Source organism: Anaeromassilibacillus sp. SJQ-1 (assembly GCF_046693725.1).
Lineage (GTDB): Bacteria > Bacillota > Clostridia > Oscillospirales > Acutalibacteraceae > Anaeromassilibacillus.
Window position 1 is genome coordinate 49,269 of record NZ_JBKEIV010000006.1, and the last position, 22,178, is coordinate 71,446.

23 protein-coding genes and 2 pseudogenes are annotated in these 22,178 nt (G+C 49.3%); 15 read left to right on the forward strand and 10 right to left on the reverse strand.

Annotation, left to right across the window (positions count from 1 at the left end):
* Positions 1-190 precede the first annotated feature (190 nt).
* The 3 genes from ACGCCZ_RS01420 to ACGCCZ_RS01430 are packed head-to-tail and all read right to left on the reverse strand — an operon-like array spanning position 191 to position 2,212.
* On the reverse strand, positions 191-1,402 hold the full coding sequence (locus ACGCCZ_RS01420) for a sensor histidine kinase (RefSeq protein WP_054323949.1): 1,212 nt from the start codon (positions 1,400-1,402) through the stop codon (positions 191-193).
* Positions 1,387-2,076, reverse strand: a complete 690-nt coding sequence (locus ACGCCZ_RS01425) for a response regulator transcription factor (protein WP_085533700.1) — start codon at positions 2,074-2,076, stop codon at positions 1,387-1,389. The genes ACGCCZ_RS01420 and ACGCCZ_RS01425 overlap by 16 nt, the downstream gene beginning before the upstream one ends.
* On the reverse strand, positions 2,057-2,212 hold the full coding sequence (locus ACGCCZ_RS01430) for a hypothetical protein (RefSeq protein WP_411655104.1): 156 nt from the start codon (positions 2,210-2,212) through the stop codon (positions 2,057-2,059). The genes ACGCCZ_RS01425 and ACGCCZ_RS01430 overlap by 20 nt, the downstream gene beginning before the upstream one ends.
* A gap of 205 nt (positions 2,213-2,417) precedes the next feature.
* Between ACGCCZ_RS01430 and ACGCCZ_RS01435 the strand changes: the two genes are divergently transcribed.
* From ACGCCZ_RS01435 to ACGCCZ_RS01455, 5 genes and pseudogenes are all read left to right on the forward strand, one after another.
* Positions 2,418-2,564: a hypothetical protein gene (locus ACGCCZ_RS01435; protein WP_158089022.1), complete on the forward strand. Its 147-nt coding sequence runs from the start codon at positions 2,418-2,420 to the stop codon at positions 2,562-2,564.
* A 29-nt stretch (positions 2,565-2,593) separates the two neighbouring features.
* Positions 2,594-3,664 carry an S-layer homology domain-containing protein gene (locus ACGCCZ_RS01440; protein WP_411655105.1) on the forward strand — a complete coding sequence of 357 codons (1,071 nt, stop codon included), beginning with the start codon at positions 2,594-2,596 and terminating at the stop codon, positions 3,662-3,664.
* A complete protein-coding gene (locus ACGCCZ_RS01445; protein WP_054323952.1) occupies positions 3,657-5,459 on the forward strand; it encodes an HlyD family efflux transporter periplasmic adaptor subunit in 1,803 nt (600 codons plus the stop codon). The genes ACGCCZ_RS01440 and ACGCCZ_RS01445 overlap by 8 nt, the downstream gene beginning before the upstream one ends.
* A 1-nt stretch (position 5,460) precedes the next feature.
* Positions 5,461-6,185: pseudogene (locus ACGCCZ_RS01450) on the forward strand (ABC transporter ATP-binding protein).
* Between the two features lie 49 nt (positions 6,186-6,234).
* On the forward strand, positions 6,235-7,338 hold the full coding sequence (locus ACGCCZ_RS01455; protein WP_411655106.1) for an ABC transporter permease: 1,104 nt from the start codon (positions 6,235-6,237) through the stop codon (positions 7,336-7,338).
* A 192-nt stretch (positions 7,339-7,530) separates the two neighbouring features.
* Here ACGCCZ_RS01455 and ACGCCZ_RS01460 read toward each other — a convergent pair whose 3' ends face one another.
* The 5 genes from ACGCCZ_RS01460 to ACGCCZ_RS01480 all read right to left on the reverse strand — a co-directional run bounded on the left by ACGCCZ_RS01460 (position 7,531) and on the right by ACGCCZ_RS01480 (position 11,040).
* Entirely contained in the window at positions 7,531-7,863 is a 333-nt protein-coding gene (locus ACGCCZ_RS01460; RefSeq protein WP_411655107.1) for an AAA family ATPase, read from the reverse strand.
* Between the two features lie 31 nt (positions 7,864-7,894).
* Positions 7,895-8,020 (reverse strand): AAA family ATPase, encoded by a 126-nt coding sequence (locus tag ACGCCZ_RS01465; RefSeq protein WP_411655108.1) that lies wholly within the window; start codon positions 8,018-8,020, stop codon positions 7,895-7,897.
* A 200-nt stretch (positions 8,021-8,220) separates the two neighbouring features.
* Positions 8,221-8,781, reverse strand: coding sequence for a hypothetical protein (locus ACGCCZ_RS01470; protein ID WP_411655109.1), 561 nt, complete (start codon positions 8,779-8,781; stop codon positions 8,221-8,223).
* Complete coding sequence (locus tag ACGCCZ_RS01475; protein ID WP_054323955.1) at positions 8,778-9,338, reverse strand: RNA polymerase sigma factor; 561 nt, start codon at positions 9,336-9,338, stop codon at positions 8,778-8,780. Before ACGCCZ_RS01475 ends, ACGCCZ_RS01470 begins: the two co-directional genes overlap by 4 nt.
* A gap of 472 nt (positions 9,339-9,810) precedes the next feature.
* Positions 9,811-11,040 (reverse strand): class I SAM-dependent rRNA methyltransferase, encoded by a 1,230-nt coding sequence (locus ACGCCZ_RS01480; protein ID WP_411655110.1) that lies wholly within the window; start codon positions 11,038-11,040, stop codon positions 9,811-9,813.
* A 638-nt stretch (positions 11,041-11,678) separates the two neighbouring features.
* On the opposite strand from ACGCCZ_RS01480, the gene ACGCCZ_RS01485 reads away from it, so the two are divergent.
* The 8 genes and pseudogenes from ACGCCZ_RS01485 (at position 11,679) to ACGCCZ_RS15790 (ending at position 19,012) form a co-directional block, all read left to right on the forward strand.
* On the forward strand, positions 11,679-13,202 hold the full coding sequence (locus tag ACGCCZ_RS01485; protein WP_411655111.1) for a DEAD/DEAH box helicase: 1,524 nt from the start codon (positions 11,679-11,681) through the stop codon (positions 13,200-13,202).
* A gap of 12 nt (positions 13,203-13,214) precedes the next feature.
* Complete coding sequence (locus tag ACGCCZ_RS01490; RefSeq protein ID WP_411655125.1) at positions 13,215-14,144, forward strand: alpha/beta hydrolase; 930 nt, start codon at positions 13,215-13,217, stop codon at positions 14,142-14,144.
* Positions 14,141-15,427, forward strand: coding sequence for a hypothetical protein (locus ACGCCZ_RS01495; RefSeq protein ID WP_411655112.1), 1,287 nt, complete (start codon positions 14,141-14,143; stop codon positions 15,425-15,427). The genes ACGCCZ_RS01490 and ACGCCZ_RS01495 overlap by 4 nt, the downstream gene beginning before the upstream one ends.
* Positions 15,428-15,463: 36 nt before the next feature.
* A pseudogene (locus ACGCCZ_RS01500) lies at positions 15,464-15,637 on the forward strand (hypothetical protein); the annotation flags it as partial.
* Between the two features lie 31 nt (positions 15,638-15,668).
* Complete coding sequence (locus ACGCCZ_RS01505) at positions 15,669-16,097, forward strand: DUF6320 domain-containing protein (RefSeq protein WP_411655113.1); 429 nt, start codon at positions 15,669-15,671, stop codon at positions 16,095-16,097.
* A 201-nt stretch (positions 16,098-16,298) separates the two neighbouring features.
* Positions 16,299-17,882, forward strand: a complete 1,584-nt coding sequence (locus ACGCCZ_RS01510) for an amidohydrolase (RefSeq protein WP_411655114.1) — start codon at positions 16,299-16,301, stop codon at positions 17,880-17,882.
* Between the two features lie 54 nt (positions 17,883-17,936).
* On the forward strand, positions 17,937-18,224 hold the full coding sequence (locus ACGCCZ_RS01515; protein WP_411655115.1) for a hypothetical protein: 288 nt from the start codon (positions 17,937-17,939) through the stop codon (positions 18,222-18,224).
* Entirely contained in the window at positions 18,173-19,012 is an 840-nt protein-coding gene (locus ACGCCZ_RS15790) for a hypothetical protein (protein WP_425117353.1), read from the forward strand. Before ACGCCZ_RS01515 ends, ACGCCZ_RS15790 begins: the two co-directional genes overlap by 52 nt.
* A gap of 1 nt (position 19,013) precedes the next feature.
* On the opposite strand, the gene ACGCCZ_RS01525 is transcribed toward ACGCCZ_RS15790, so the two are convergent.
* A complete protein-coding gene (locus ACGCCZ_RS01525; protein ID WP_054323962.1) occupies positions 19,014-19,691 on the reverse strand; it encodes a hypothetical protein in 678 nt (225 codons plus the stop codon).
* A gap of 320 nt (positions 19,692-20,011) precedes the next feature.
* Here ACGCCZ_RS01525 and ACGCCZ_RS01530 point away from each other — a divergent pair, with 320 nt between their 5' ends.
* A complete protein-coding gene (locus ACGCCZ_RS01530) occupies positions 20,012-20,776 on the forward strand; it encodes a threonine/serine exporter family protein (protein WP_054323963.1) in 765 nt (254 codons plus the stop codon).
* A 52-nt stretch (positions 20,777-20,828) separates the two neighbouring features.
* Positions 20,829-21,218 (forward strand): threonine/serine exporter family protein, encoded by a 390-nt coding sequence (locus ACGCCZ_RS01535; protein ID WP_411655116.1) that lies wholly within the window; start codon positions 20,829-20,831, stop codon positions 21,216-21,218.
* A 234-nt stretch (positions 21,219-21,452) separates the two neighbouring features.
* Here ACGCCZ_RS01535 and ACGCCZ_RS01540 read toward each other — a convergent pair whose 3' ends face one another.
* On the reverse strand, positions 21,453-22,163 hold the full coding sequence (locus ACGCCZ_RS01540) for a hypothetical protein (RefSeq protein WP_411655117.1): 711 nt from the start codon (positions 22,161-22,163) through the stop codon (positions 21,453-21,455).
* Positions 22,164-22,178 lie beyond the last annotated feature (15 nt).

Consider the following 22,178-nt stretch of genomic DNA (forward strand, 5'->3'; position numbering starts at 1 on the left):
TAGATATCGAAGTAAATCAGGCTCGTGGATAGATCAAACTGAAAAATCACGTTTCATAATGACTTTGTCGGATGGCAAAGTGCGTGCTTGAGATCCATATGGCATTGCATGCATGAAGGACAGCTTCACCAGCCGGTTCCTGGGGCCTCAATGTTTTCAGCTGATAAGATCGTTGATTGAAAGAATGATCCTATAGATTCGCATGAGCTTCCGTATCCATTGAAAAATCGACGGAAAAGATGGTATGGCCGTTGGTGCTTTCTACGGAAATCTTTCCGTGGGAACCTTCGACAATCGATTTTGCGATTGCAAGGCCCAGACCATAACCGCCGGTTTCACGCGAACGGGCGCTGTCTGCACGGTAGAAACGATCGAATACATGGGGAAGCGCTTCTGCAGAAATCTCTTCCCCAGAATTTTGGACACGAAGAATCACGCGGTTCTTTTCGCGGAAAAGCCCGATGTTCACCGTGCCTCCCGGTGGGGCATGCTTAACGGCGTTGTCGAGAAGAATGTCTACCAGCCGGGAAAACTTTTCCGGACTTCCTCTCACAAGGAGGTGTTCGGAAACTTGGGAATGAATGGCAACCCCTTTTTCGTAGGCGACCGCTTCGAAAGAGAGCAGACAACCAGTCACTAGGCGGCTAAAGTCCACTGTTCGCGTGGGGCTGGCATCTTGATCGTGATCCAATTTGGCGAGCGTCAGCATATCGCTGATAAGACCGCTCATACGGGTAATCTGAACGCGCATAGCGGAAATCCATTGCTTTTGGCTGTCGACGGATTCAGCGCCGTTTTCCTCTAGAACAGATAGATTGGCGTTTATAATTGCGAGTGGTGTCTTTAACTCATGCGAGGCGTCTGCAACGAAATTCTTTTGCCGCTCAAATGCCTCTTGGACAGGACGTACCGTCCGCGATGCAAAGAGCGTACTCAATCCAAACAACAGAAGAAGGCTTAAAAGACAGACTCCAAATAAAATGAACAGAACATTTCGCTGCATAGCCCGCGGGCCGGTTTGATCTAATAGGACCAAGTGCGCATGGGTTTCGTCGAACGCATATGCAAAGTGGTATGAGTCGAGCGAGAAATTTCCCTGCTGTTGCTGTTGTTTCTGTGCCAACTCGGAAATCTGCTGTACCCACTCTCCGGAGATGTCTGGCGGCGCGCTGAAAGAGACAATTTGTTGTTTTTCATCGAACATCACGCGGATAATCCCCATGACTGGTGGCGGTTGATGCTGCCCTTCGGGAAAATGAAGGGCGGCATTTAGGGACATCTGTGTTTGCCGGTCGCTGGCCACGATCATCAGGACAGCGGTTACGGCAAAGATGGCAGCGAATACCAGGCTCAAAAGAGCCATATTGAAACGAACCAATTTCCATTTTAGTTTTCGAAACATAGCGGCTCCTCCAAGCGGTATCCCACATTTCGAATGCACGCGATGCGCATACGGGAACACAGATAAGTCAACTTCTTCCGGAGAAAAGAAATATAAACTTCGACGTTGTTTCCAGCAGCTCCATTTTCAAATCCCCAGAGTCTGGTTAAGAGTTCCTCTTTGTTGAGAATGGTATCCGGATGTAAAAAAAATTGTTTCATGATCTCAAACTCCTTGTTGGCCAGTTGAACCCGTTGATCGCCACGGGAGAGGGTATAGTTGGCCAGATTTAGGGTGAGATCGCCCACCTGTAAGGTATCGTCAAAGATCAGTTCTCCGCGCCGGCGGGTCATGGCGCGAATACGCGCCAACAACTCTTCGGTTGCAAACGGTTTTGCCAGATAATCATCCGCACCACAGTCCAACCCCGCGACCTTATCGCTGATCTCTCCCTTGGCAGAAAGCAGCAACACTGGGGTGGAGATAGAAGCGGCGCGAAGACGCTGCAAAACAGTGAGTCCATCTAGCTTGGGAAGCATTATGTCCAACAGGATGATGTCATAGATACCGGTCAATGCTTCATCTAAACCGGTTTCCCCATTGTAAGCAGCGAAGGTTTCCCAACGTTTTTTGCTGAATATCTGACAAAGCGCGTCGCTCAAAGCCTTTTCATCCTCAATCAATAGTATTTTCATAGGATTTTTCCCCTCCTAAAATATCAAAAGTCGGCCAAAGCCCAATTTTCCACAATAAGAGTACAAAAGAGGTGTGAACGGTATTTGCTGAAAATGTGACGATTCCCTGATTTTGTAAACGAACATCGTTCTCCAAAAAGGATAAAGTCCTTAAGAAGCCCTTTTTCAATTGTAACACATTTTCCGTCGCCTGTGACGAACATGTGAAGGCCCCCTTAAACTTGTGTGAAGTGGGATTTTTTTCAGGTTAATTTCAGCTTTTTTCCCTATAATGAGAACCGTACAAACGGCGGGAAGTTACAGGGCTTCTATGCCGCATCAGAGAAAGGGGTGTATGATCCATGAATGGATTTCTGCAGCGCAGGGAGTGGATCGCGCGTCTTCCCCTTTTTTGGGAGACGCACCGATGGGCAATTTTGGCAGCTCTTTTGGGGGTAGCAGTCTGGGCGGCGGGAATCGCAGGGACCCTTTTGCTCGCCGGAAGATAATCTGTGAAAAATTTGATGAGGTGATTAAGATGAATCATACATGGAAACGAACCATGTCCATGCTTTTGGCTATGGGTATGTTGACACTCTCCATTCCAGCGCAGGGAATCGCCGCGTCTGTGGATACTTCGGATAAGGTGCTATCCAACTTAGGAATCACCGATTCGGTGTTGGTGGCCTCCAACGCTGAGGTGACGCGGGCACAGTTTGCACAGTTGTTACTAAATACTTCTTCTTTTAAGGGAAAAACGGGAACAACTGTCAATTACCGTAGATTTAGCGATGTGCCTACGGATTCCACCTACGCTGCTGCAATCAATATTGCGGCGCAACAGGGATGGATGACTGGTTATCTCGACGGAACCTTTAAACCTGACCAACCGGTGAAGTTGCGCGAAGCGGTTTATGGTGTGTTGGCTTTGTTGGGTTATACCAATGAGGACTTTACTGGCGATCAGACCCAGGGACGCACCTCCATGTACTATGCAAAAGAATTGGACGAAGGCTTGGCGTTGGTGACCATGGAATCCAATTTGACCATGTCCAACTGTGAGGCGTTGCTTTACAATACCCTCAAAGCGAATACAAAATCTGGAACAATGTATGGACAAATTTTTGACTGTGAACTGGACAGCGATGGGGAAATCAATTATTTGAAGCTGTCGGATAACAACATTAACGGCCCTATTCGTGTGACTGCTAGCAAGGATATCGAAAAGATTTTGCCCTTCAGCGAGCAAAACGCAACCTATATCATCGATGGCGAAGTAGGTTATAACCTTGACTACAACAGCGTGGAAGAAGACGATATCGTTTATTACAGCAGCAAGACCCGTACCGTATGGGTCTATCAGGATGATCGCGCAAGCGGCGAGGTGACAGGAATCGTCTACGACAATTCCAGCTCGATGACGCCGGTAGCTGTCTATGTGGAGGGAACTAAGTATACCATTGAGAGTGAAGAGATGCAGTATGCGTTTTCTACATTGGGAAAGGTCCATGTTGGGGATGAAATAACGGTGGTGTATGACGACCAAACCAACACAACCGATCCCGATAACTATAATTTTGTATTGAAGGGGTATCTGCTCGATGACTGATACGGATGATGTGAAGTTTGATACGGCGGAATTGGAAAATCTTAGGCCCAAACGTTCCTTTTTCCGCAGGAAGAACCAGCCAGATGGAAAACGGCCCAAATGGAAAAAGCCTATTAAGGTATTGATTGCATTGGTTCTGGTTGCTACTCTTGCTTTTGCTGGATTCCGTGTATTCCGGAAACCCGAAGGGCCGAATATGGAGGATGCGACCCGCACCGCCACAGTTGAACGGCAGACGATTCAGTCGTCTATTTCTTCTTCGGGTACACTGGCCGCCCTGGATACATATACCATCACTTCCCTGGTCTCAGGAGAGGTGATTCGCGCAGATTTCGAAAAGGGTGACCAGGTTGAAAAGGGAGATGTGCTTTATTGCATTGACACTGGCGATGTGGATGAAAAAATTGAATCGGCTCAAACCAGTTTGGAACGTGCCGAAAAGAAGTATGCAGAGGCGCAAAAGAATTACAACAAGGCCGCGGAGGATTATCAATCTCTCGACTATGTCTCCCCAGAAGAGGGCTATGTTCAAACGGTCTATGTGGAGGTAGGAGACACTGTTAAGAGCGGCGATAAGTTGGTCGATTTATATAACGACCGAACGATGGTACTCAAAGTGCCGTTTTTAAGCGCTGATGCCAGTAAAATCAAAGTGGGCGATGTAGCACAGGTACAGATTTTGGAGACCTATGAAACCGTCAACGGTACAGTAACAGCCGTTAGCTCTATGGAACAAACACTCAACGGTGGCAGCGTGGTCCGCATGGTGACCATTGAGGTCGGAAATCCCGGAGGAATTTCAACCTCCAGCACAGCGGCCGCGACGGTTAATGGTGTGACATGCAGCGGCGACGGAACCTTCACAGCAAAGCTGGAAGAGACGATCACAGCCGAGTATGGTGGAGACATTGCTTCGATGAACGTCGAGGAAGGCAGTTATGTGCACGAAGGGGCGGCTTTGTTCACTTATACCCAGGAGTCGGCAGACGACGCGTTGCAGACTGTCAAGGATTCGTTGGAGTCAGCAGAGCAGAGTGTAGAGGATGCCCAGACCAATTTGGAGAATGCGCAAGACAGCTTGGAGGACTATGAAATAACAGCGCCGATTTCTGGCCAAGTGATCGTGAAAAACACAAAGGCTGGAGATACATTGAAGAGTGGAAACGACAGCAACGCAAGCATGGCCGTGATTTACGATATGTCTGCTCTTACATTTGACATGTATGTGGATGAACTCGACGTATTAGATGTAGAAGTTGGCCAAAAGGTGCAAGTCACGGTGGATGCATTTGAAGGAGAAACATTCACAGGAAAAGTGACAAATGTCAGCTTGGAAAGCACATCAAGCAATGGCGTTACCCAATATCCCGTGACCGTCCAGATGGACGAGGTGGGGGATTTGCTTCCCGGCATGAACGTCAATGGAGAAATCATCATTGACGAAGCAGAAAATGTACTGGCAATCCCGGCTCAAGCATTGCAGCGCGGCAATGTGGTCTATGTAAAGGATGACAGCGTGACCGAAGCGGAAGGCAACGTTCCGGCGGGCTTCCGGTCGGTAGAGGTAGAGACCGGCTTAATCAGCGAAAATTATGTAGAGATTCAGAATGGTCTTTCTGAGGGGGATGTCGTCTACATCGATCCGACCACTTCAACAGACAGTACAGTCATGATTGAAATGGGCGGGATGCCCGGTGGCGGTATGCCTGGTGGCGGCGGAATGCCCGGCGGAGGTCCTGGCGGCGGTGGTATGCCTGGCGGCGGTGGCCCCGGCGGACCGGGAGGTGGTTTCTAAGATGAAACAGACACAGACCGGGACGCAGCCCCTGATCTCGCTGCAAAATATTTATAAGATTTATCAGATGGGCGATATGGTGGTGCGTGCAAACGACGGGATTTCCTTAGACATCTATCCCGGAGAATTCGTCTCCATTGTTGGCAAATCTGGAAGCGGAAAGTCTACCATTATGAATATCATTGGGGCACTAGACGTGCCAACAGAGGGAAAATATATCTTGAACGGCGAGGATGTAAGCGAGATGAAGGACGACAGCCTCGCGGAAATCCGCAACAAGACCATCGGGTTTGTATTCCAACAGTATAATTTGCTTCCCAAGCAGAACCTGCTGGAAAACGTAGAGCTGCCCCTTGTTTACGCGGGGGTCGGAAAAAGGAGCGCACAGAGCGATCTTTGGAATCGCTTGAACGAGTGGGACTGCGCGATAAGTGGCGCTACATGCCCCAACAGCTCTCCGGCGGCCAGCAACAGCGCGTGTCCATTGCACGCGCCTTGGTCGGAAATCCTTCCTTGATCTTGGCAGATGAACCCACCGGCGCGTTGGATTCAAAGACAGGCCGGGAGGTTCTCGACTTCCTCAAGCAGTTGCATGAGGAGGGCAACACCGTGGTCATCATTACCCACGACAATTCCATTGCCATAGAGGCCGAGCGCGTGGTCAAGATCAGCGATGGAAAAATTATATTTGACGGAGACGTGAAGGCCTATGAGTCAATCCTTTAGGCTTGCGCTCAAAAGCATCGCAAGCAGCAAAATGCGCTCCTTCCTAACCATGCTCGGGATCATCATCGGTGTGGCATCCGTTATCATCCTGGTCAGTTTGATGCAGGGGATGACAAACTATATTTCGGACAGTTTTTCCGATTTGGGGACGGATCAAGTAAGTGTATCTGTCACCAATACGGACACCCGAAACGTGGATGTTGACACCATGTATGAATTCCTGGATGAACAACAGGATTTGTTTGCTGCGATGAGCCCAATGGTTTCGGTTCGAGGGACCATCAAGAATGGCACGGAGAGTTCCACAACAGCTTCCATCTCCGGCGTAGGGGAAGATTATCTGTCCATTCAGGCGTTGGAGCTCTCTTTAGGACGTTTTATCCAGTATTCGGATATTGTTTCACGGCAAAAAGTCTGTGTGATTGGTTCCTATGTTGCGCAGGACCTCTTTGCAGGGGAATCCGCATTAGATCAAATTCTCAAGATCAACGGAGAAGCCTATACAGTGGTTGGCGTGTTGCAGGAGAAGGCAGATTCAGAGGAGGGGTCCTCGGACGATTGCGTATATCTCCCTTATTCGGTGGCGACAAAACTTTCCTTTAGCGCAGATATATCCAGCTATGTGTTTACCGTAACGAATGTAGACCATATGGAAGAGGCTAAAACGGTACTCAAAGACTTTTTGTATGAAATCTTCCTCAATGAGGATCTGTACAATGTAACTAGCCTTTCCGAGATGTTGGAGATGGTCACTTCTATGACGGACATGATGACAATGCTTTTGGTAGGCATTGCCGCCATTTCGCTATTGGTTGCTGGCATCGGAATCATGAACATCATGCTGGTATCGGTGACTGAACGAACACGTGAGATCGGTATCCGTAAATCTCTCGGTGCAAAGCGGCGTACCATCCTACAGCAATTCGTCATTGAAGCAGGTGTCACCAGTTCGTTGGGCGGTATTGTCGGAATTGCAATTGGCTGCGTATTAACCTCGGTGGCAAGCGGGATTATTGGATTTGATGCATCCCCTTCGGTGAGTGCCATTTTGGTTTCCTTTGGGGTATCTGCAGGGATCGGCGTAATCTTTGGCTATATGCCGGCGCGCCGGGCGGCGAATTTGAATCCGATTGACGCTTTGCGCAGCGAATAAATCTGGCGGGAATGGGGCGTGTTGGATCGCGCGACACTGGAGGACAAAATGCTAGAAAATAAATGAAAGTGCCGCTTATTCTATAAAGATCTATATCCAGTGCCCGCCCATCCGGACGGCTTCCAACAAGCCCCACCTTATCATAGATAAAAAGAGCACAACAAGTCGAAAGGACTCGTTGTGCTCTTTGCTTTATTCTACAATATGAATATATTCGTCGATCTCATCGGGGGTGGGTTCTTCAAACCAGGAGGAAAATCGTTTGCGTTTTTCTTCATCAATCGGATAGGCGCGGAGTTTACCGGTTTCGATCAATCGGTTTCGCTGCTCCAAATGGCGGGTGATAATCTCATAGGGGGCGTCTAAAACGATCAATCGGACCGGAATTCCCTGTTTACAGAAATACTGTTTGGTATCCAGGCGTTCCTTTCGGTTCCAAAAGCCGAAATCCAGCACAACATCGAGGCCCAGGGCAAAAAGGGATTCAGCCTGCCGCAAGAGAAAACTTCTACACCGGCGTTCCATGTCCTGATGGCGTTCCCGGCCGATACAGGCGTCAAATAAAGTCAGGCATCAGATCGTCACTGGATAGAACAAAGGTATTTCCGCGTGCCTGTAACGTCTTTGCATAGGTTGTTTTCCCGCAACCGCACGGTCCGCAAAGCATGATGATTTCCGGCATATTTTTACCCCTTCCCTAATAAAGCTGCTGGTATTGTAGCACATACAATAAAAAAAGAAAAGAATATGGGAAGTGTCCTTTTGCTCCAAAGGCATTCATCCAAGTTGCGTATCCCATACGCAATGCCGGAGACATCCCCTTTGGATGGAGATGAATCGAATCCGGTTCTCTGTGAAAGAGAGGTTCCTATCACCGGTTTTTTAAGGCTGTTTACCAATCCAATCATTTGCCGTTTTGTAATCGATGATTTGGTAAGCAACTACTTGCCATAAACCGGTTGTTTCTTTATAATCCTGCTTTTCCATGAGAACCAATAATTTGTCCGTTGGAGGATTGCATTCCACGATGACACTTGCAGAATCGTTCTCCTGGTGCAGAACTACATAGTCAAAACCATGGTCTTTTTTTACGGTTACGCCGTCTACCAGTTGTTCCCGATTGAATTTTTCTAAGAAGGTGAACAGGGTATCTTCCAGATCAAACGAACCGGTTCTGTGCCCTTCATCGATCTCAGACAATTCATGCTCTGTATAGGCTGGAAAAAGGAATGAGGTGAGGGCTTGCCGGAACTCTGCGCTTACCGCAAAAGCTGTTCCGAAAGAAAATAGGGCCATGAGGACGACTGCTGCAATACAGGCGGCAATTTTATGAAATTTCCACCAGCGAATCCGAAACGGCTTCGGCTTATGTTCCACGAGGGCTTCCACGATATATGGGCTGTCAAGCTGGCTCATGGCCTCAGAAAACAGTTTTGCATTCATATAAAGACCTCCCTTTCCGTCAAGTATTGTTTCAGCTTCTGCCGGATGCGGGTAAGCCGAACGGATACATTTTTTTCGGTGAGTCCCATATGTCTGGCAATCTCTTTATAGCTGTCAGAAAACCAATAGCGCCGTAAAAAGATGATGCGGTTTTCGGCCGTTAGGGTATCTAAAAAATGTTCGAGGATACGCGCCAGTTCCTTTGCCTCCATTTTGGTCTCCACTGTGCTTGGATCGGATAAACATTCTTCTATTTCCTGCATAGCGGTTGTGTAAAGGCTGTTTCGTTTCGCGGCTCCTCGTTTATAATACATTTTCAGAGAAATGTTTCGAACGATTTTACAAAGATAGGTAAGCAGCGGATGAGGTTTTGCTGGTGGAATGGCGTTCCATGCTCCCAAGTAAGCATCGTTGACGCACTCTTCCGTATCCTGCCGGTTATTTAAAATGTTGTAGGAAAGCTTGCGGAACACGCTTCCGTATTTTATATCCAGCTCCTGTATGGCCTGTTCGGAACGCTCAAAAAACAACGCAATAATTTTTTCATCTTCGATCAATCGTACCGCCTCCCTTCCGGTTTCATCGATATACTACGGTTTTTGAAGCGAAAACTACAGGGAACAAAAGTTTTTTGTCCATTGCGCCCATAGACGCATAAAAAAGCAGCGCTCCTATACTCCCATGGGAAATGAGGAAACGCTGCTTGTACGGAAATATGCTGCTTGGATGCATTTTGCTGCCTTAAAAAGCTGGCGAGAGTTGTGCGGCCCATAGGATTTTAAGGCAGATTCAAAGCCCGGTGGTCTTGTAGTGGATTCCATCAGCCATTCTTAAAAGATGCCCGTGAACCAAGTGCAGGACAGGGGAAGCCGTAGATCTTGAAAAATGGATAGAAGCTGGGAAGAACACCAGGGAAAAAGATTGCGCCCACCCATCGGCTGAGGTCAAAGCCGGTTTGAGAGAAGGTCGTCCAGAGAATGTTTCAATGGCCTCCTTTGGATTGCCGGCCAAAGGGAATCATAAAATACATCACACAATTTGGAACAGATAGAATTTTAAATAGTCCGTTTCCGGGACGTTCCAAAGAATTGGATGGTCGGGCGATTGCTGGCGGGCCTCGATTTGCCGCAGGGAAACGCCCGCGTCAAAGGCCGCGCTGCGGAGCATGTCCCGGAAAAGTGCATCTGTCATGAAGTGTGAGCAGGAACAGGTTGCGAGATACCCCCCTCGGGGAAGGAGCTTCATTGCACGTAGGTTGATTTCTTTGTAGCCACGCATCGCATGCTCTACCGTTTGACGCGATTTTGTAAATGCAGGTGGATCTAGAATGACAAAATCGTAGTCGCTTTTAGCGCCGCAGGGCAGGGAAGGAAGCAGGTCAAACACATTGGCCGCCTCGAAGTCCATCACATCTAAAAGTCCATTCCGGCGGGCATTTTCACGGGCCATCTCCACAGCTGTTTCCGATATATCGACGGAATGGACGTGGACTGCGCCGCCCATAGCGGCGTTTAATCCAAAGGAGCCGGTATGCGTAAAGCAATCCAGCACACGCTTGCCGCGGCTCAGTCTAGCGACCGCTTGCCGGTTGTATTTCTGGTCCAAAAAGAAACCTGTTTTTTGCCCGTTTTCGAAGTCGACCAAATAACGAATCCCGTTTTCAACAATTTCTGTTTGCGTGCTCTCCGGAGTGGCCAGATTCTCCAGCGGAAAGAACCCCTTATTTTGCTGCATCCCTTCTCTTTCACGAATGGAGACGTCGTTGCGTTCATAGATGCCGCGAATTACCTGTCCATCCTCGCGCAAGATACGGGCAAGCATGGGAAACAGTAGGGATTTGCGCTGTTCAATACCGAGGCTGAGCGTTTGCGCGACGAGAATGTCTCCAAAACGATCCACGGTCAGCCCGGGGAAAGAATCTGCTTCTCCAAAAATAACGCGACAACAAGAGAGATCATCGCCCATGACCGTTTTTCGGTATTCCCAGGCGTAACGCAGGCGGCGTTCCCAAAAGGCCTCATCAAAATGATCGTTTGCATTGGTTGAGAGCAGGCGGATGCGAATTTTAGAATGACTGTTGAAAAAACCAGTCCCCAAATAACGCCCGCGCGGGCTAACAATGTCCACAAGTGCACCGTCGTTGCAGCCGGCTTCGCCTTCGACCAGCTCGGTATGATAAATCCACGGATGGCCGGATTTGATACTGTTTTCCGCTTTGCGGGTAACTGCAACCCGCGGATATGTACGTTCTTGTTTCATAACCTACTCCATTTCGATGTTGTTCCATTCTATGCTTTTATGAGTTTTAGAACCCCTTTAAAAGTATCACGATAAACATTATAGCATAAATCCCAGAAAAGGAGGAGTTTCCCCGGCCTTTTCTCATAAAAGTACTTTACAGCGGGCACAGGGGTAGAATATTTTTCTGTTCTGCGCTATAATAACGTAAACACACTTATTGTGTATGTAGTTTGAGGTCTGCGGGCAGGCTGTGGGGGAGAAAAACAATGCCCCGAGCGAGAGCTCTTGTGAGATACAAGGAAAGAGGTTTCGCCAGCTGCCCGTTTTTATAGGGGAATGCGATGGTTTGCGCGAAAAGATCGTTTTGTCCAACGGCTGTGTACGCAACCGACATTGAAACGCAGTATATATCAAATGAATTTTGCGAGAGGGAATGTTGTCTCCGGGTACTTCTTTTGAAAGGATTGCCTGTATAAAGCAAACGGACGTGTATCGCACTCCCCTGAAAAATATATTTTGTAAAGGAATAGGTATGACATTTCAACAATTGGGGATTATTCCATCCATCTTGAACGCCTTAAAGAAGGAGGCTTATGTAAATCCAACTCCCATACAGGAACAAGCGGTTCCTCCTGTTTTAAAAAAGAAGGATTCTTTTGGGATGCGCCCAGACGGGCACGGGAAAGACGGCTGCTTTCGCTGTGCCGATCCTTCAGCTTCTTGCCGAACAGGGAAGTGTCTCTCCAAAGAAGATTCGCGCCCTTGTTTTAACCCCGACGAGGGAATTGGCCCTTCAGATTCAGGAGAGTTTTGTGGCATATAGCCGGTTTCTTCCTTTAAAAACCTGTGTGATTTTCGGCGGAGTACCACAGAATCCACAAGTGCAACAGCTTAAAAAAGGGATTGACATTTTAGTAGCAACCCCGGGACGTCTCAATGACCTGATCGCGCAGGGATTCATCAAGCTACAGGATGTACAGATCTTTGTGCTGGATGAAGCGGATCGTATGCTGGATATGGGATTTATCCACGATGTCAAAAAGGTCATTGAAAAGTTGCCGAAAAAGCGGCAAACTTTATTGTTCTCCGCCACGATGCCGAAGGAAATTGAGGAACTGGCAGATACAATTCTGCGCAATCCGGTCAAGGTTACCGTCACGCCGCCGGCGACTACGGTGGAGGCAATTGAACAGAGCGTCTATTTTGTCGATAAAGAGAACAAGCGGCGCTTGTTAATCCATCTCCTACAAAGTTCGGAAATTGAATCGGCTTTGGTATTTACGCGCACCAAGCACGGCGCGGACCGTGTTGTACGCGAACTGACCAAGGCGAAGATACGGGCAGCCGCCATCCATGGGGACAAATCGCAAAATGCGCGGCAAAAGGCCCTCGGCGATTTCAAACAGCATAGAACCCGCGTGCTGGTTGCAACCGATATTGCTGCACGGGGTATCGATATTGAAGAGCTTTCCCACGTCATCAATTACGACATTCCCGAAGTGCCGGAAACTTATGTACATCGCATCGGGCGGACCGGCCGGGCTGGGATGTCTGGGATTGCCATCTCTTTCTGCGATATCAATGAGAAGGCTGATTTTGACCGGATTGAAAAGTTGATCGGAAAAAAGGTGACCGAAGTGCCGGAACACCCCTATCCGATGCAGATCACTACACCGACACCGAAGTCGGAGTTGCGCCGGAACCGTGGGCAGCGTCCTGTCAGGCAGCAGCCCCAGCCACAGAAAAAGGAAGAGACGGCGCAGAGACAGGAATCCAAATCCAAGAAATCACCGCAACGGGCTACGCAAAAGACGGCTTTGACGCCTCCGGCCCCAAAGGTGCAACAAAAGACACAGCCCCAAATGCAAACACAGCGAAAGCCCAACTCCATTTTCCCAAAGCCAGCTGGTGGAAAACGGGCGGAGGCCCTTACAGAGTTTCCGTCCTTGCAGGATGTCTTACCCAAGCAACGCCCAACGCTATTGAGCAAGACCGAGGGAGGCAAAAAGCCGCGCCAATACCGCGAACCGGTTCCCGGTGGACGTGGAATGCAGACGCGGCCTTCTGCAAAGAAGCGTGACAAAACGCCTTCGACCATCCTCCAACGGACAGAGCCTGTGCGCAAGCGCCCGGTCGATCAGCCGTTGGGACAAACGCGCTTCGGCGGTAGACGGGGCTGACCGGCGATGGCGATCAATAAGTTTGTAATGGCGGCTTTGAAGGCGCTCTCTTACCCGGATATTGACATCAAACGCAATTATAAATGGGGGCGTCAAGTGACAAATGTAACCCATTATCACTATTTGAAGCCATTCTATAAAACCTGGGATCACAAGGTCCCCTGTGGAGATCACGACGTACCAGTGCGGATTTTCTCTCCCCCTGGAGAGGGACATCACTCACTTTTGCTTTTTTTCCACGGCGGTGGTTGGGTACTGGGGAATATCGATTCTTATGACAAGGTGTGTGCCAATATGGCCCGCCTGACCAACCGTCTGGTGGTTTCGGTGGATTACCGTTTGGCGCCGGAACACAAATTTCCTGCTGCACCTGAAGATTGTTATGCCGTGACGAGGGAAATCTATCTGAATACAGGACTATTGGAAACCTCTGCGGAGGATATTACCCTGATCGGGGACAGCGCAGGAGCCAACCTTGCGGCGGTTGTCTCGTTGATGGCGCGCGACCGGGGCGAGTTCCTGCCAAAGAAGCAGATCCTGATTTATCCTGCAACATATAATGATCATACGGAGCGTTCGTTCTTTGACTCTGTTCGGGAGAATGGAACGGATTATCTGTTGACCTCGAAGCGGATCTGCGATTATATGGATTTGTATATGAGCTGCCCGGAGGATCTACGCAATCCGTATTTTGCGCCTTTGTTGGCGAAAAGCCTGGCGGACCAGCCGGATACGCTGGTTATCGCAGCGGAATACGATCCGCTGCGCGATGAGGGAGAGGAGTATGCACGTAAACTGGAAAAATTCGGCAACCGTGTGGAATTGCACCGCATTGCAGACGGCCTACACGGATTCTTTTCTTTTTTGCCGCCGAGCTTTCCACAGGTCAAGGAGTGCTATGAAATCATCAACCGTTTTTTGAGTGAGGTGCCGCAAGCGTGAAAGCAAAGAAATCTGCGGATTGGAGGCGGCTGGACAATGCGGCGAAGATTTTCCCGTGTACCAGCAACAAAGCGGATACCAAGGTGTTTCGCTTTTCCTGTGAGTTGACCGAACCCGTGGACCCGCCCACTTTACAATTGGCGTTGGAGCGCGCATTAGAGGTTTTTCCGGTTACCGGTGTACATTGCGCCGGGGGATGTTCTGGTATTACCTGGAAGACAGTCCCAGAACAGCCCGTTGTTCGCGAAGAATACCGGCCCCCGTGCAGTGCGTTGTATGAGAAGGGAAGCCGGGGCCTGCTCTTTGAAGTGACCTATTACCGCTGCCGGATCAATCTGGAAGTTTACCATGCATTGACGGATGGGACGGGCGCCGTTCAATTTTTGCGTGTGTTGGTATACCATTATCTGACTGTACGGCATGCGGACCGCTTTGCCGGCGGATTGCCTGCGATTGATTACGATGCGTCGGCCACCGAAAAAATGGACGACAGTTTCCGCAAATACTACACCCATACGCGCAAGCAGCACGAAGATTCCCCGAATGCATATAGGCTCCGGGGGCCCTGCCTGCCGGAGAATCGTATTGCCGTGATCGAGGGCGTGATGCCGGTAAAAGCTGTCCTGAAGGAAGCGCATGCCTACGGAGCGACTTTGACGGAATTTTGTGCAGCGATTCTGATGTGTTCCATCGAAAAAGAGATGGCGATGCGCCACAAAAAACGTCCGGTTGTTTTGGCGGTGCCGGTCAATTTGCGCAGTTATTTTCCCTCCGGAAGCGCCCGCAATTTTTTCAGCGTCATTCAAGCCCGCTATCATTTTCGAAAACAGTCAAACCGGTTGGAGGATGTGATTGCAAGTTTGCACGAGACCTTTGAAACCGAGCTGACGCAGGAGAAGATGGAGGGGCGGCTGAACCAGTTTGTTCAATATGATTTTAACCCGGTGGCGCGCGTTGCACCTTTGGTTGTAAAAGATCTCACCATGCGGATCGGTTATGACCTTGCTGCGCGCAAGGAGACCGCAGCGATTTCCAATGTGGGAAAGATTGTGATGCCGCCGGAATTGGCGCAGTATATCCGCCTGTTCGATGTGTTTGTCAGTACGAGCCGCCTGCAGGTGTGTATGTGTTCGTTTGGCGACCTCTTGACCGCGAGTTTTACGGCGCCATTTGTCAGCACGGACATCCAGAAAAATTTCTTCCGTTTCCTCACTGGCATGGGCGTTCCCGTGGAAATTACGGCAAATGTACCATTTGAGACAGAGGAGGGGGGAACCAAATGAAATACTGTGCCAAGTGTAAAACGACTGTGACGGGCAATGGGACCCGTTGCCCACTGTGTCAGGGGATGCTCCAGGAAACTGGGACGGAGGATACAAGAGGGGACGTATTTCCGAGGATTCCCGATACATTGCATAAACACAGCCTGTTTTTTCGGCATCTTGATCTTGGTATCCGTGGTTGCCGCTGTAACCTGCGTGGTAATTAACTTGATTCTTCCACAGCACGGTTGGTGGTCCCTGTTTGTTTTGGCTGGGCTGGCCTGCGCATGGATGCAGCCTTACCGTTGCCTTTCATTACCGGAGAAACGTCCCAAAGAGTATCTTGTATCAGGTGGTTGTGGTCTGTGTATTGACTGTCCTTTGGGACTATTCAACCGGTTGGCACGGTTGGTCGATCGACTATGTCATTCCCATCACATGTGTGGTGGCCATGCTGGTATTGGCGATCACGGCACGGGTGTTTAAGCTCAATTTAGGCAGTTTTATTGTGTATTTTACCATCGCTGCTTTGTTTGCAATTGTCCCGGTGGTGTTCTATGTGCGCGGGATGCTTCAGGTTGTATATCCTTCTTTGATTTGTGTGGCGGGCAGTGTCATTTCCTTGGCGGCACTGATTCTTTTTGAGGGAGACAATATGCGAAAAGAGTTAAAACGCAGGCTGCATTTGTGATTCCCGGAATAGCGAATGAAAGTCGTTTTCAAAAGGATGCCAATATAAAAATGCATATTATGCACAAATCCTAGAAAGCTAAAGCCGCGGCCTGTTTGCCGCGGCTGATTTATTCACAAGTTCTTATGCAGAGAAAAAGTCTTTATTGCAACGATCCTTGGAACATGATACGATTGATCGAACAGAAGAAGGTGGGAAGATATGGATACAACCATTTATTATAACGGGACCATTTTGACAATGGAGGAGCCGCTTTATGCGGAGGCCGTGTTGGTCGAAGATGGGGTAATTCGCAAGGTGGGCGGCCGGGAGGAAATTCTGTCGGGCAAGGGTGCGAACACAGAGCTGGTGGATTTACACGGGGCCGTTTTGTTGCCTGCCTTTCTTGATCCGCACAGCCATATCACCGCGCTTGCACAGACGCTGGGCCTGGTCCACTTAAACGGATGCAAAAGTTTTCAGGAAATCGTCCAGAGGCTGGATGCTTTTGTGGAACGGACAAAACCAGCGCCGGGCCAGTGGGTGACCGCATTCGGTTACGATCACAACGATTTAAAAGAGAACCGGCATCCGGACAAAAGCCTCTTGGACAAATATCCATTTCCCGTGGTGGTGACGCATGCATCCGGGCATATGGGCGTGATGAACCGCGCAGGTTTACAAGCGTTGGGAATTACATCCGAGACCCCCGATCCAGAGGGCGGCGTTATCGGCCGGGAGTCGGATTATGGGGAGCCAAACGGATATTTGGAGGAGACAGCTTTCACCGGATATACAGCGAAAATCCCGCAACCATCCTTGGAAATTCGCATGCATCAAATGGAACAGGCGCAGGATATTTATCTAAAAAATGGGATTGCGACGGCACAGGATGGCTTTACGAAAGAAGCAGAGTGGAAGCTCTTGCATTGCCTGGCAGAGCAAAATCGTTTGAAGTTGGATGTGGTGGCGTATCCAGACTTACCGGACAACCGGAAGATTGTTTCACAATACCCATCGTATTGTAGGAACTATCAGAACCACCTGAAAATTGGCGGTTATAAAGTGTTTTTAGACGGCTCTCCACAAGGGCGAACCGCATGGATGAGTCAACCATATGAAGATGCGCCGGACGGCTACTGCGGTTATCCGGTCCATTCGGATGCCGAAGTGTGCTCGTTCATGCGGCAGGCATTACAAGATCATATGCAGATTTTAGCCCATTGCAACGGTGATGCAGCAGCACAGCAGATGATCGACGCATATGAAAGAGAAATGACCGGCGAGGACATACGGCCCGTGATGATTCATGCCCAGCTGGTACGTCCCGATCAGCTGGCTCGGATGGGGAGGCTCGGCATGATCGCTTCCTTCTTTGTAGCGCATACGTATTATTGGGGAGACGTGCATGTGAAAAATTTTGGCGAAGCGCGCGGAACAGCGATCAGCCCTGTACGTTCGGCGATCGACAACGGTGTTGTGTATACGTTCCATCAGGACACCCCGGTTATACAGCCAAATATGTTGGAGACCCTTTGGTGTGCGGCCAACCGCGTGAGCAAGAATGGCTATATCCTGGGGGAAGGGCAGAAGGTTACGGTGCTGGAGGCCCTAAAGGGAGTGACCCTTTATGCGGCGTATCAATACTTTGAGGAACATGAAAAGGGGTCTATTCGCCCGGGAAAACGAGCGGATATGGTAATTCTGGATCGGGACCCCCTACAAGTAGACCCGCAGGAACTTAGAAACTTGCGCGTATTGGCAACGATTAAGGATGGGAAAACCTTATATGAGGTGAAGCGATGAGTACAGATACGCTCTTGGCGATTGTAGAGCCGCTTTTAACCTGGTATAGACAAAATGCCCGTATATTGCCTTCGGCGCGAAGAGCCCACTCCCTACCGCGTTTGGATTTCAGAGATCATGTTGCAACAGACCCGTGTAGAGGCTGTAAAGCCCTACTTTGCCCGTTTTCTACGAGGCACTGCCGACTGTACCCGCTCTGGCGCAGGCGCCGGAACAGCAGTTGATGAAGCTTTGGGAAGGATTGCGGCTATTACAGCCGCGCGCGCAATCTGCAACGGGCGGCGCGTGTCATGGTCGAACAATTTGACGGCACTCTGCCACCGGATTACGAATCCCTGCTGAAGCTGCCCGGAATCGGCCCCTATACGGCGGGGGCGATCGCCTCGATTGCCTATGGAATACCGGTTCCGGCGGTGGATGGGAATGTTCTCCGGGTAGTGATGCGCTTGATTGCTGGCTGGGATGACATTGCAGACCCCAACGTGAAACGGGATGTTGCACAGCGTATGGCAAGGGTTCTGCCGAAGGATTGCCCAGGGGATTTCAACCAGGCTATGATGGAACTCGGCGCGACTGTCTGTGTACCGGGAGGAGAGCCAAAATGCTTGGTTTGTCCCTTGAACGCCTTGTGTGAGGGTTACCGTCAAGGGGTTGCGCGAGAACTCCCTATTAAGGCGAAAAAGAAGGCCCGCCGGGTAGAGGAGAGGACCGTATTCCTTTTGGTGTGCGACGGCGAGTTGGGAATCCGCAGGCGGCCAACCACCGGCCTTTTGGCGGGGATGTGGGAGACTTCCCTCCGCGGAAGGAAAACGAAACCTGGAGGGGTCGATGGAACAGTTGCAGGAATGGGGCGTGCAGCCCCAGGAAGTAAAGCTTATGCCGGCAGCAAAACACATCTTCTCCCATGTGGAGTGGCATATGACCGGTTATTGGGTGGATTTAAAGGCGCGTCCAGAAGGGTTTACTTGGGTGGGACGAGAGACGTTGCAGCAGGAATATGCCCTGCCGTCGGCTTTCCGCGCGTACTTAGAGGCGTTTACGAAGTAAATATAGTTTATGCATTCTTGTTCGAACAAAGGAGAGGCGTCAACGGCCCTCTTCCGTTAACGCCTCTCCAGCTTCTTTTATAATCTAATAGGACTGAATCTTTCCAGCTACATATTCCCCCGCTTCTTTTAGTGTAGCATCCGGGGACAGGGACGTGTAGATTTCTTGATTGAACACAAGCCCGTCCCGCGTCTCTAAAAAGAGATCCATATACCCGGCGTGGAACGCATAGTCCGCTAGGTCAGAAAAATAGAGAACCGCTCCGCCCTTTTCCCGAAAGTCGGAACCGCCTAGCGCCTGAGGGAGGAAAATCCCCCGCATACCGGTCCGGCATTGGGAGACGATGTCCATATGCTCCACCCAGATATTCCGCGCGATCGGGCAGGGGAGCAGTATACGGACGGTATCCCCCACAGAGAGCTCCCCGGAGAAAACTTTTTCAACGCGAACGTTTGCAATCGCAAAAGTATCAAAGAGGGAGCTTTCTCCGTGAAATAGGGCGCGGATGTTTCGAATGGAGACAATCTTCCCTTGGAAGGCCGGGGAGTGGCTTATTTCAAAGGCTTCCTCTTCCGTATACAAATGAGCGAGCTCCGAAGAGAAGCGCGGCATTTCCCCATTGTAGTTGCGCAGGTATTCCACACGGACGTCCCCCGTGGAGCGGGAGAGCGTTATAAAATTGTAGTTGGGAAGAATCGCGGCCAGATAGACCGCAAAAAGTCCAATGATGGTATAAAAGCCGAGGACCCATTTTGACTTCATACTATAAGCCTTCCATCACAAATTTCCATATAGATATTTAAAATTATATTCGTCATGTGAGGTAATAGACGTACTATGGCAAGGATTATCTGCGTATTCTGTCATAATAGATTTGTCTAAACAATAAAAACATGGGAATCCCCTCCGTACATGAAATATTTATTATAATTGTATGGTTTAAAATGAGTTATGTCAATACAGATTATAATATTTATATATGTTTAAAAATATTATTTAAAATATATAATTATATAATTTTTTAAAAACTAAGTTTGTATTTTACTATATTACAACAAACGCAATGGTCAGGGGGCGGGAGTGTGAATTACGATGATCTAATTAGCGCTGCAACAGAAGTTGGGTATCTGCTGCTGCGCAACGGCGCGGAAATCTATCGCGTGGAGGATTCCATGCAGCGCATTTTTCGTGCATACGGGGTGGATACCGGCGAGATTTTTGCCATTCCCACTTGTATTTTTGTAACGATCACAACGCCGGAAGGAAAATCGATCACCAGAATCAAGCGCCTGTATACACGTGTGACAGACCTGGACAAAGTAGACCGTGCAAACGACTTATGCCGCCGTATTTGCCGCCTGTGCCCGGATGTGGGAAGTATTCGGGAAGAGATTGAAACAATCAACCGCCGCCCGGTTTACGATTTTGGGACGCAAGTGGCTGCCTTTGCGATGGTCGCATTCTCCTTTACGCTGTTCTATGGGGGGACTTTGGCGGACGCATTCTGTTCACTTTTCTGTGGTGCAGGTGTAAAACTGGTGAACTCCTTGATGGGACGCTTTCAGGCAAACGCATTTTTTACCAACATCGTTGCAAGCTGTACCGCGGCGGCTATTGCCATGTTTGCTGTTCAAATGGGATTTGGCGCGAATTTGGACAAAATTATCATCGGTGCTTTGATGAATCTGGTTCCCGGAATTGTCATTACCAGCTTTATGCGAGACATCATGGCGGGGGACTTGATTGCGGGACTGATCCGTTTTGTAGAATCGCTGCTAGTTGCAACCGCGATTGCCATCGGCGCCGGTATTGCACTCATGGTGCCAAGGTTGATTTGGGGGGTGTGAGAATGGACGTATATTTGCCCTGCTTTTATGGGTTTGTCGCCTGTATGGCCGTTTGTATCGTCTTCAATGTGCGGGGAAAACGGATCTTTTTACCTCTCTTGGCGGTGCAATTGGCTGGTTTGTATATCTTTTATTCCGTCCACTACAAAATGACATCGTACAATTTTTTATTGCGACAGTGGCGATCACGGTTTATTCAGAGATTATGGCTCGTATTCATAAGGTGCCGGTAACCGGCTATTTGTTGATCGCTCTGTTGCCCATGGTGCCGGGCGGTGGAATCTATTATACGATGGAGTACTGCATCGCCGGAAATACCCAAATGTTTTTGGAGACAGGACTACACACTTTGGGAATCGCCGGGGCTTTGGCGCTCGGAATTTTACTGGTTTCTTCTTTGAACAGACTTTGGGGAATGTCACGCTCAGGAAAGGGCGGATGAATGTTTTAGGTGAAATTTATTGACATAATAAGAGCAGGCTGCCAAAAAATGATATGATAGTATACTGAAAGACGATCTTTCACATTTTTGCGTACACCTGCTTAATATGGCGGAATTTCTTAAACAAGGAAAGGGCCGGAACCCGTGTAGGTTCCGGCCCTTTTCCTATTGCCATCCTTATCCAAACAGGGTACGCCGCCAAGAAAGCCTATTCTTTCCGGGCATACTCCCTTTTTATAAACGGTCTTTGATCGCCTCAATTAAAATTTTTAAGGCCTTGATGCGGCCATATTTTTTGTTTTGGGATTCAATAATATGCCATGGGGCGAAATCGGTAGATGTATAGCGCAACATGTCATCGACGGCCTCTTCGTATTGATCCCATTTCTCGCGGTTACGCCAATCCTCTTCAGTGATCTTCCACTGTTTGGAGGGCGTATTTTGACGGTCGTTAAAACGGCGAAGCTGTTCATCCTGGTCGATATGCAACCAGAATTTTACGACGACAGCGCCCCAGTCGTAGAGCTCCCGTTCAAATTCATTGATCTCCCGATAGGCCCGCTGCCAGTCCTCTGTGGAGCAGAACCCTTCAATGCGTTCCACCATCACGCGGCCATACCATGTACGGTCGAAAATGGCGATATGCCCATCTTTTGGCAAGCGTGTCCAAAACCGCCAAAGATAGTGATGTGCAAGCTCCGGAGCAGTCGGCCCTGCGATGGGGACAACCTCGTACCCACGCGGGTCAAGCGCTGCTGCAACACGACGGATATTTCCGCCCTTTCCGGCGGCGTCCCAACCCTCATAACAAACGACGACGGGCACGCGCTTGCGATAAATTTTGTTGTGCAACTCGCTCAGTTCCTCTTGGAGCTTTTTGAGCTGTTTTTTATATTTCTCATCCGTGATAGTCTTGTCAAGAGAGACATCCTTTAGCTTCGGCATGGGGACAAATGTAAA

Bases quoted from the DNA above. Each gene is read 5' to 3' on its own strand.
- ACGCCZ_RS01420 (WP_054323949.1), bottom strand. From the start codon at position 1,402: ATGTTTCGAAAACTAAAATGGAAATTGGTTCGTTTCAATATGGCTCTT.
- ACGCCZ_RS01425 (WP_085533700.1), bottom strand. From the start codon at position 2,076: ATGAAAATACTATTGATTGAGGATGAAAAGGCTTTGAGCGACGCGCTT.
- ACGCCZ_RS01435 (WP_158089022.1), top strand. From the start codon at position 2,418: ATGAATGGATTTCTGCAGCGCAGGGAGTGGATCGCGCGTCTTCCCCTT.
- ACGCCZ_RS01440 (WP_411655105.1), top strand. From the start codon at position 2,594: ATGAATCATACATGGAAACGAACCATGTCCATGCTTTTGGCTATGGGT.
- ACGCCZ_RS01445 (WP_054323952.1), top strand. From the start codon at position 3,657: ATGACTGATACGGATGATGTGAAGTTTGATACGGCGGAATTGGAAAAT.
- ACGCCZ_RS01455 (WP_411655106.1), top strand. From the start codon at position 6,235: ATGCTCGGGATCATCATCGGTGTGGCATCCGTTATCATCCTGGTCAGT.
- ACGCCZ_RS01460 (WP_411655107.1), bottom strand. From the start codon at position 7,863: ATGGAACGCCGGTGTAGAAGTTTTCTCTTGCGGCAGGCTGAATCCCTT.
- ACGCCZ_RS01465 (WP_411655108.1), bottom strand. From the start codon at position 8,020: ATGCCGGAAATCATCATGCTTTGCGGACCGTGCGGTTGCGGGAAAACA.
- ACGCCZ_RS01470 (WP_411655109.1), bottom strand. From the start codon at position 8,781: ATGAATGCAAAACTGTTTTCTGAGGCCATGAGCCAGCTTGACAGCCCA.
- ACGCCZ_RS01480 (WP_411655110.1), bottom strand. From the start codon at position 11,040: ATGAAACAAGAACGTACATATCCGCGGGTTGCAGTTACCCGCAAAGCG.
- ACGCCZ_RS01510 (WP_411655114.1), top strand. From the start codon at position 16,299: ATGGATACAACCATTTATTATAACGGGACCATTTTGACAATGGAGGAG.
- ACGCCZ_RS01515 (WP_411655115.1), top strand. From the start codon at position 17,937: ATGCCCGTATATTGCCTTCGGCGCGAAGAGCCCACTCCCTACCGCGTT.
- ACGCCZ_RS15790 (WP_425117353.1), top strand. From the start codon at position 18,173: ATGGTCGAACAATTTGACGGCACTCTGCCACCGGATTACGAATCCCTG.
- ACGCCZ_RS01525 (WP_054323962.1), bottom strand. From the start codon at position 19,691: ATGAAGTCAAAATGGGTCCTCGGCTTTTATACCATCATTGGACTTTTT.
- ACGCCZ_RS01540 (WP_411655117.1), bottom strand. From the start codon at position 22,163: ATGCCGAAGCTAAAGGATGTCTCTCTTGACAAGACTATCACGGATGAG.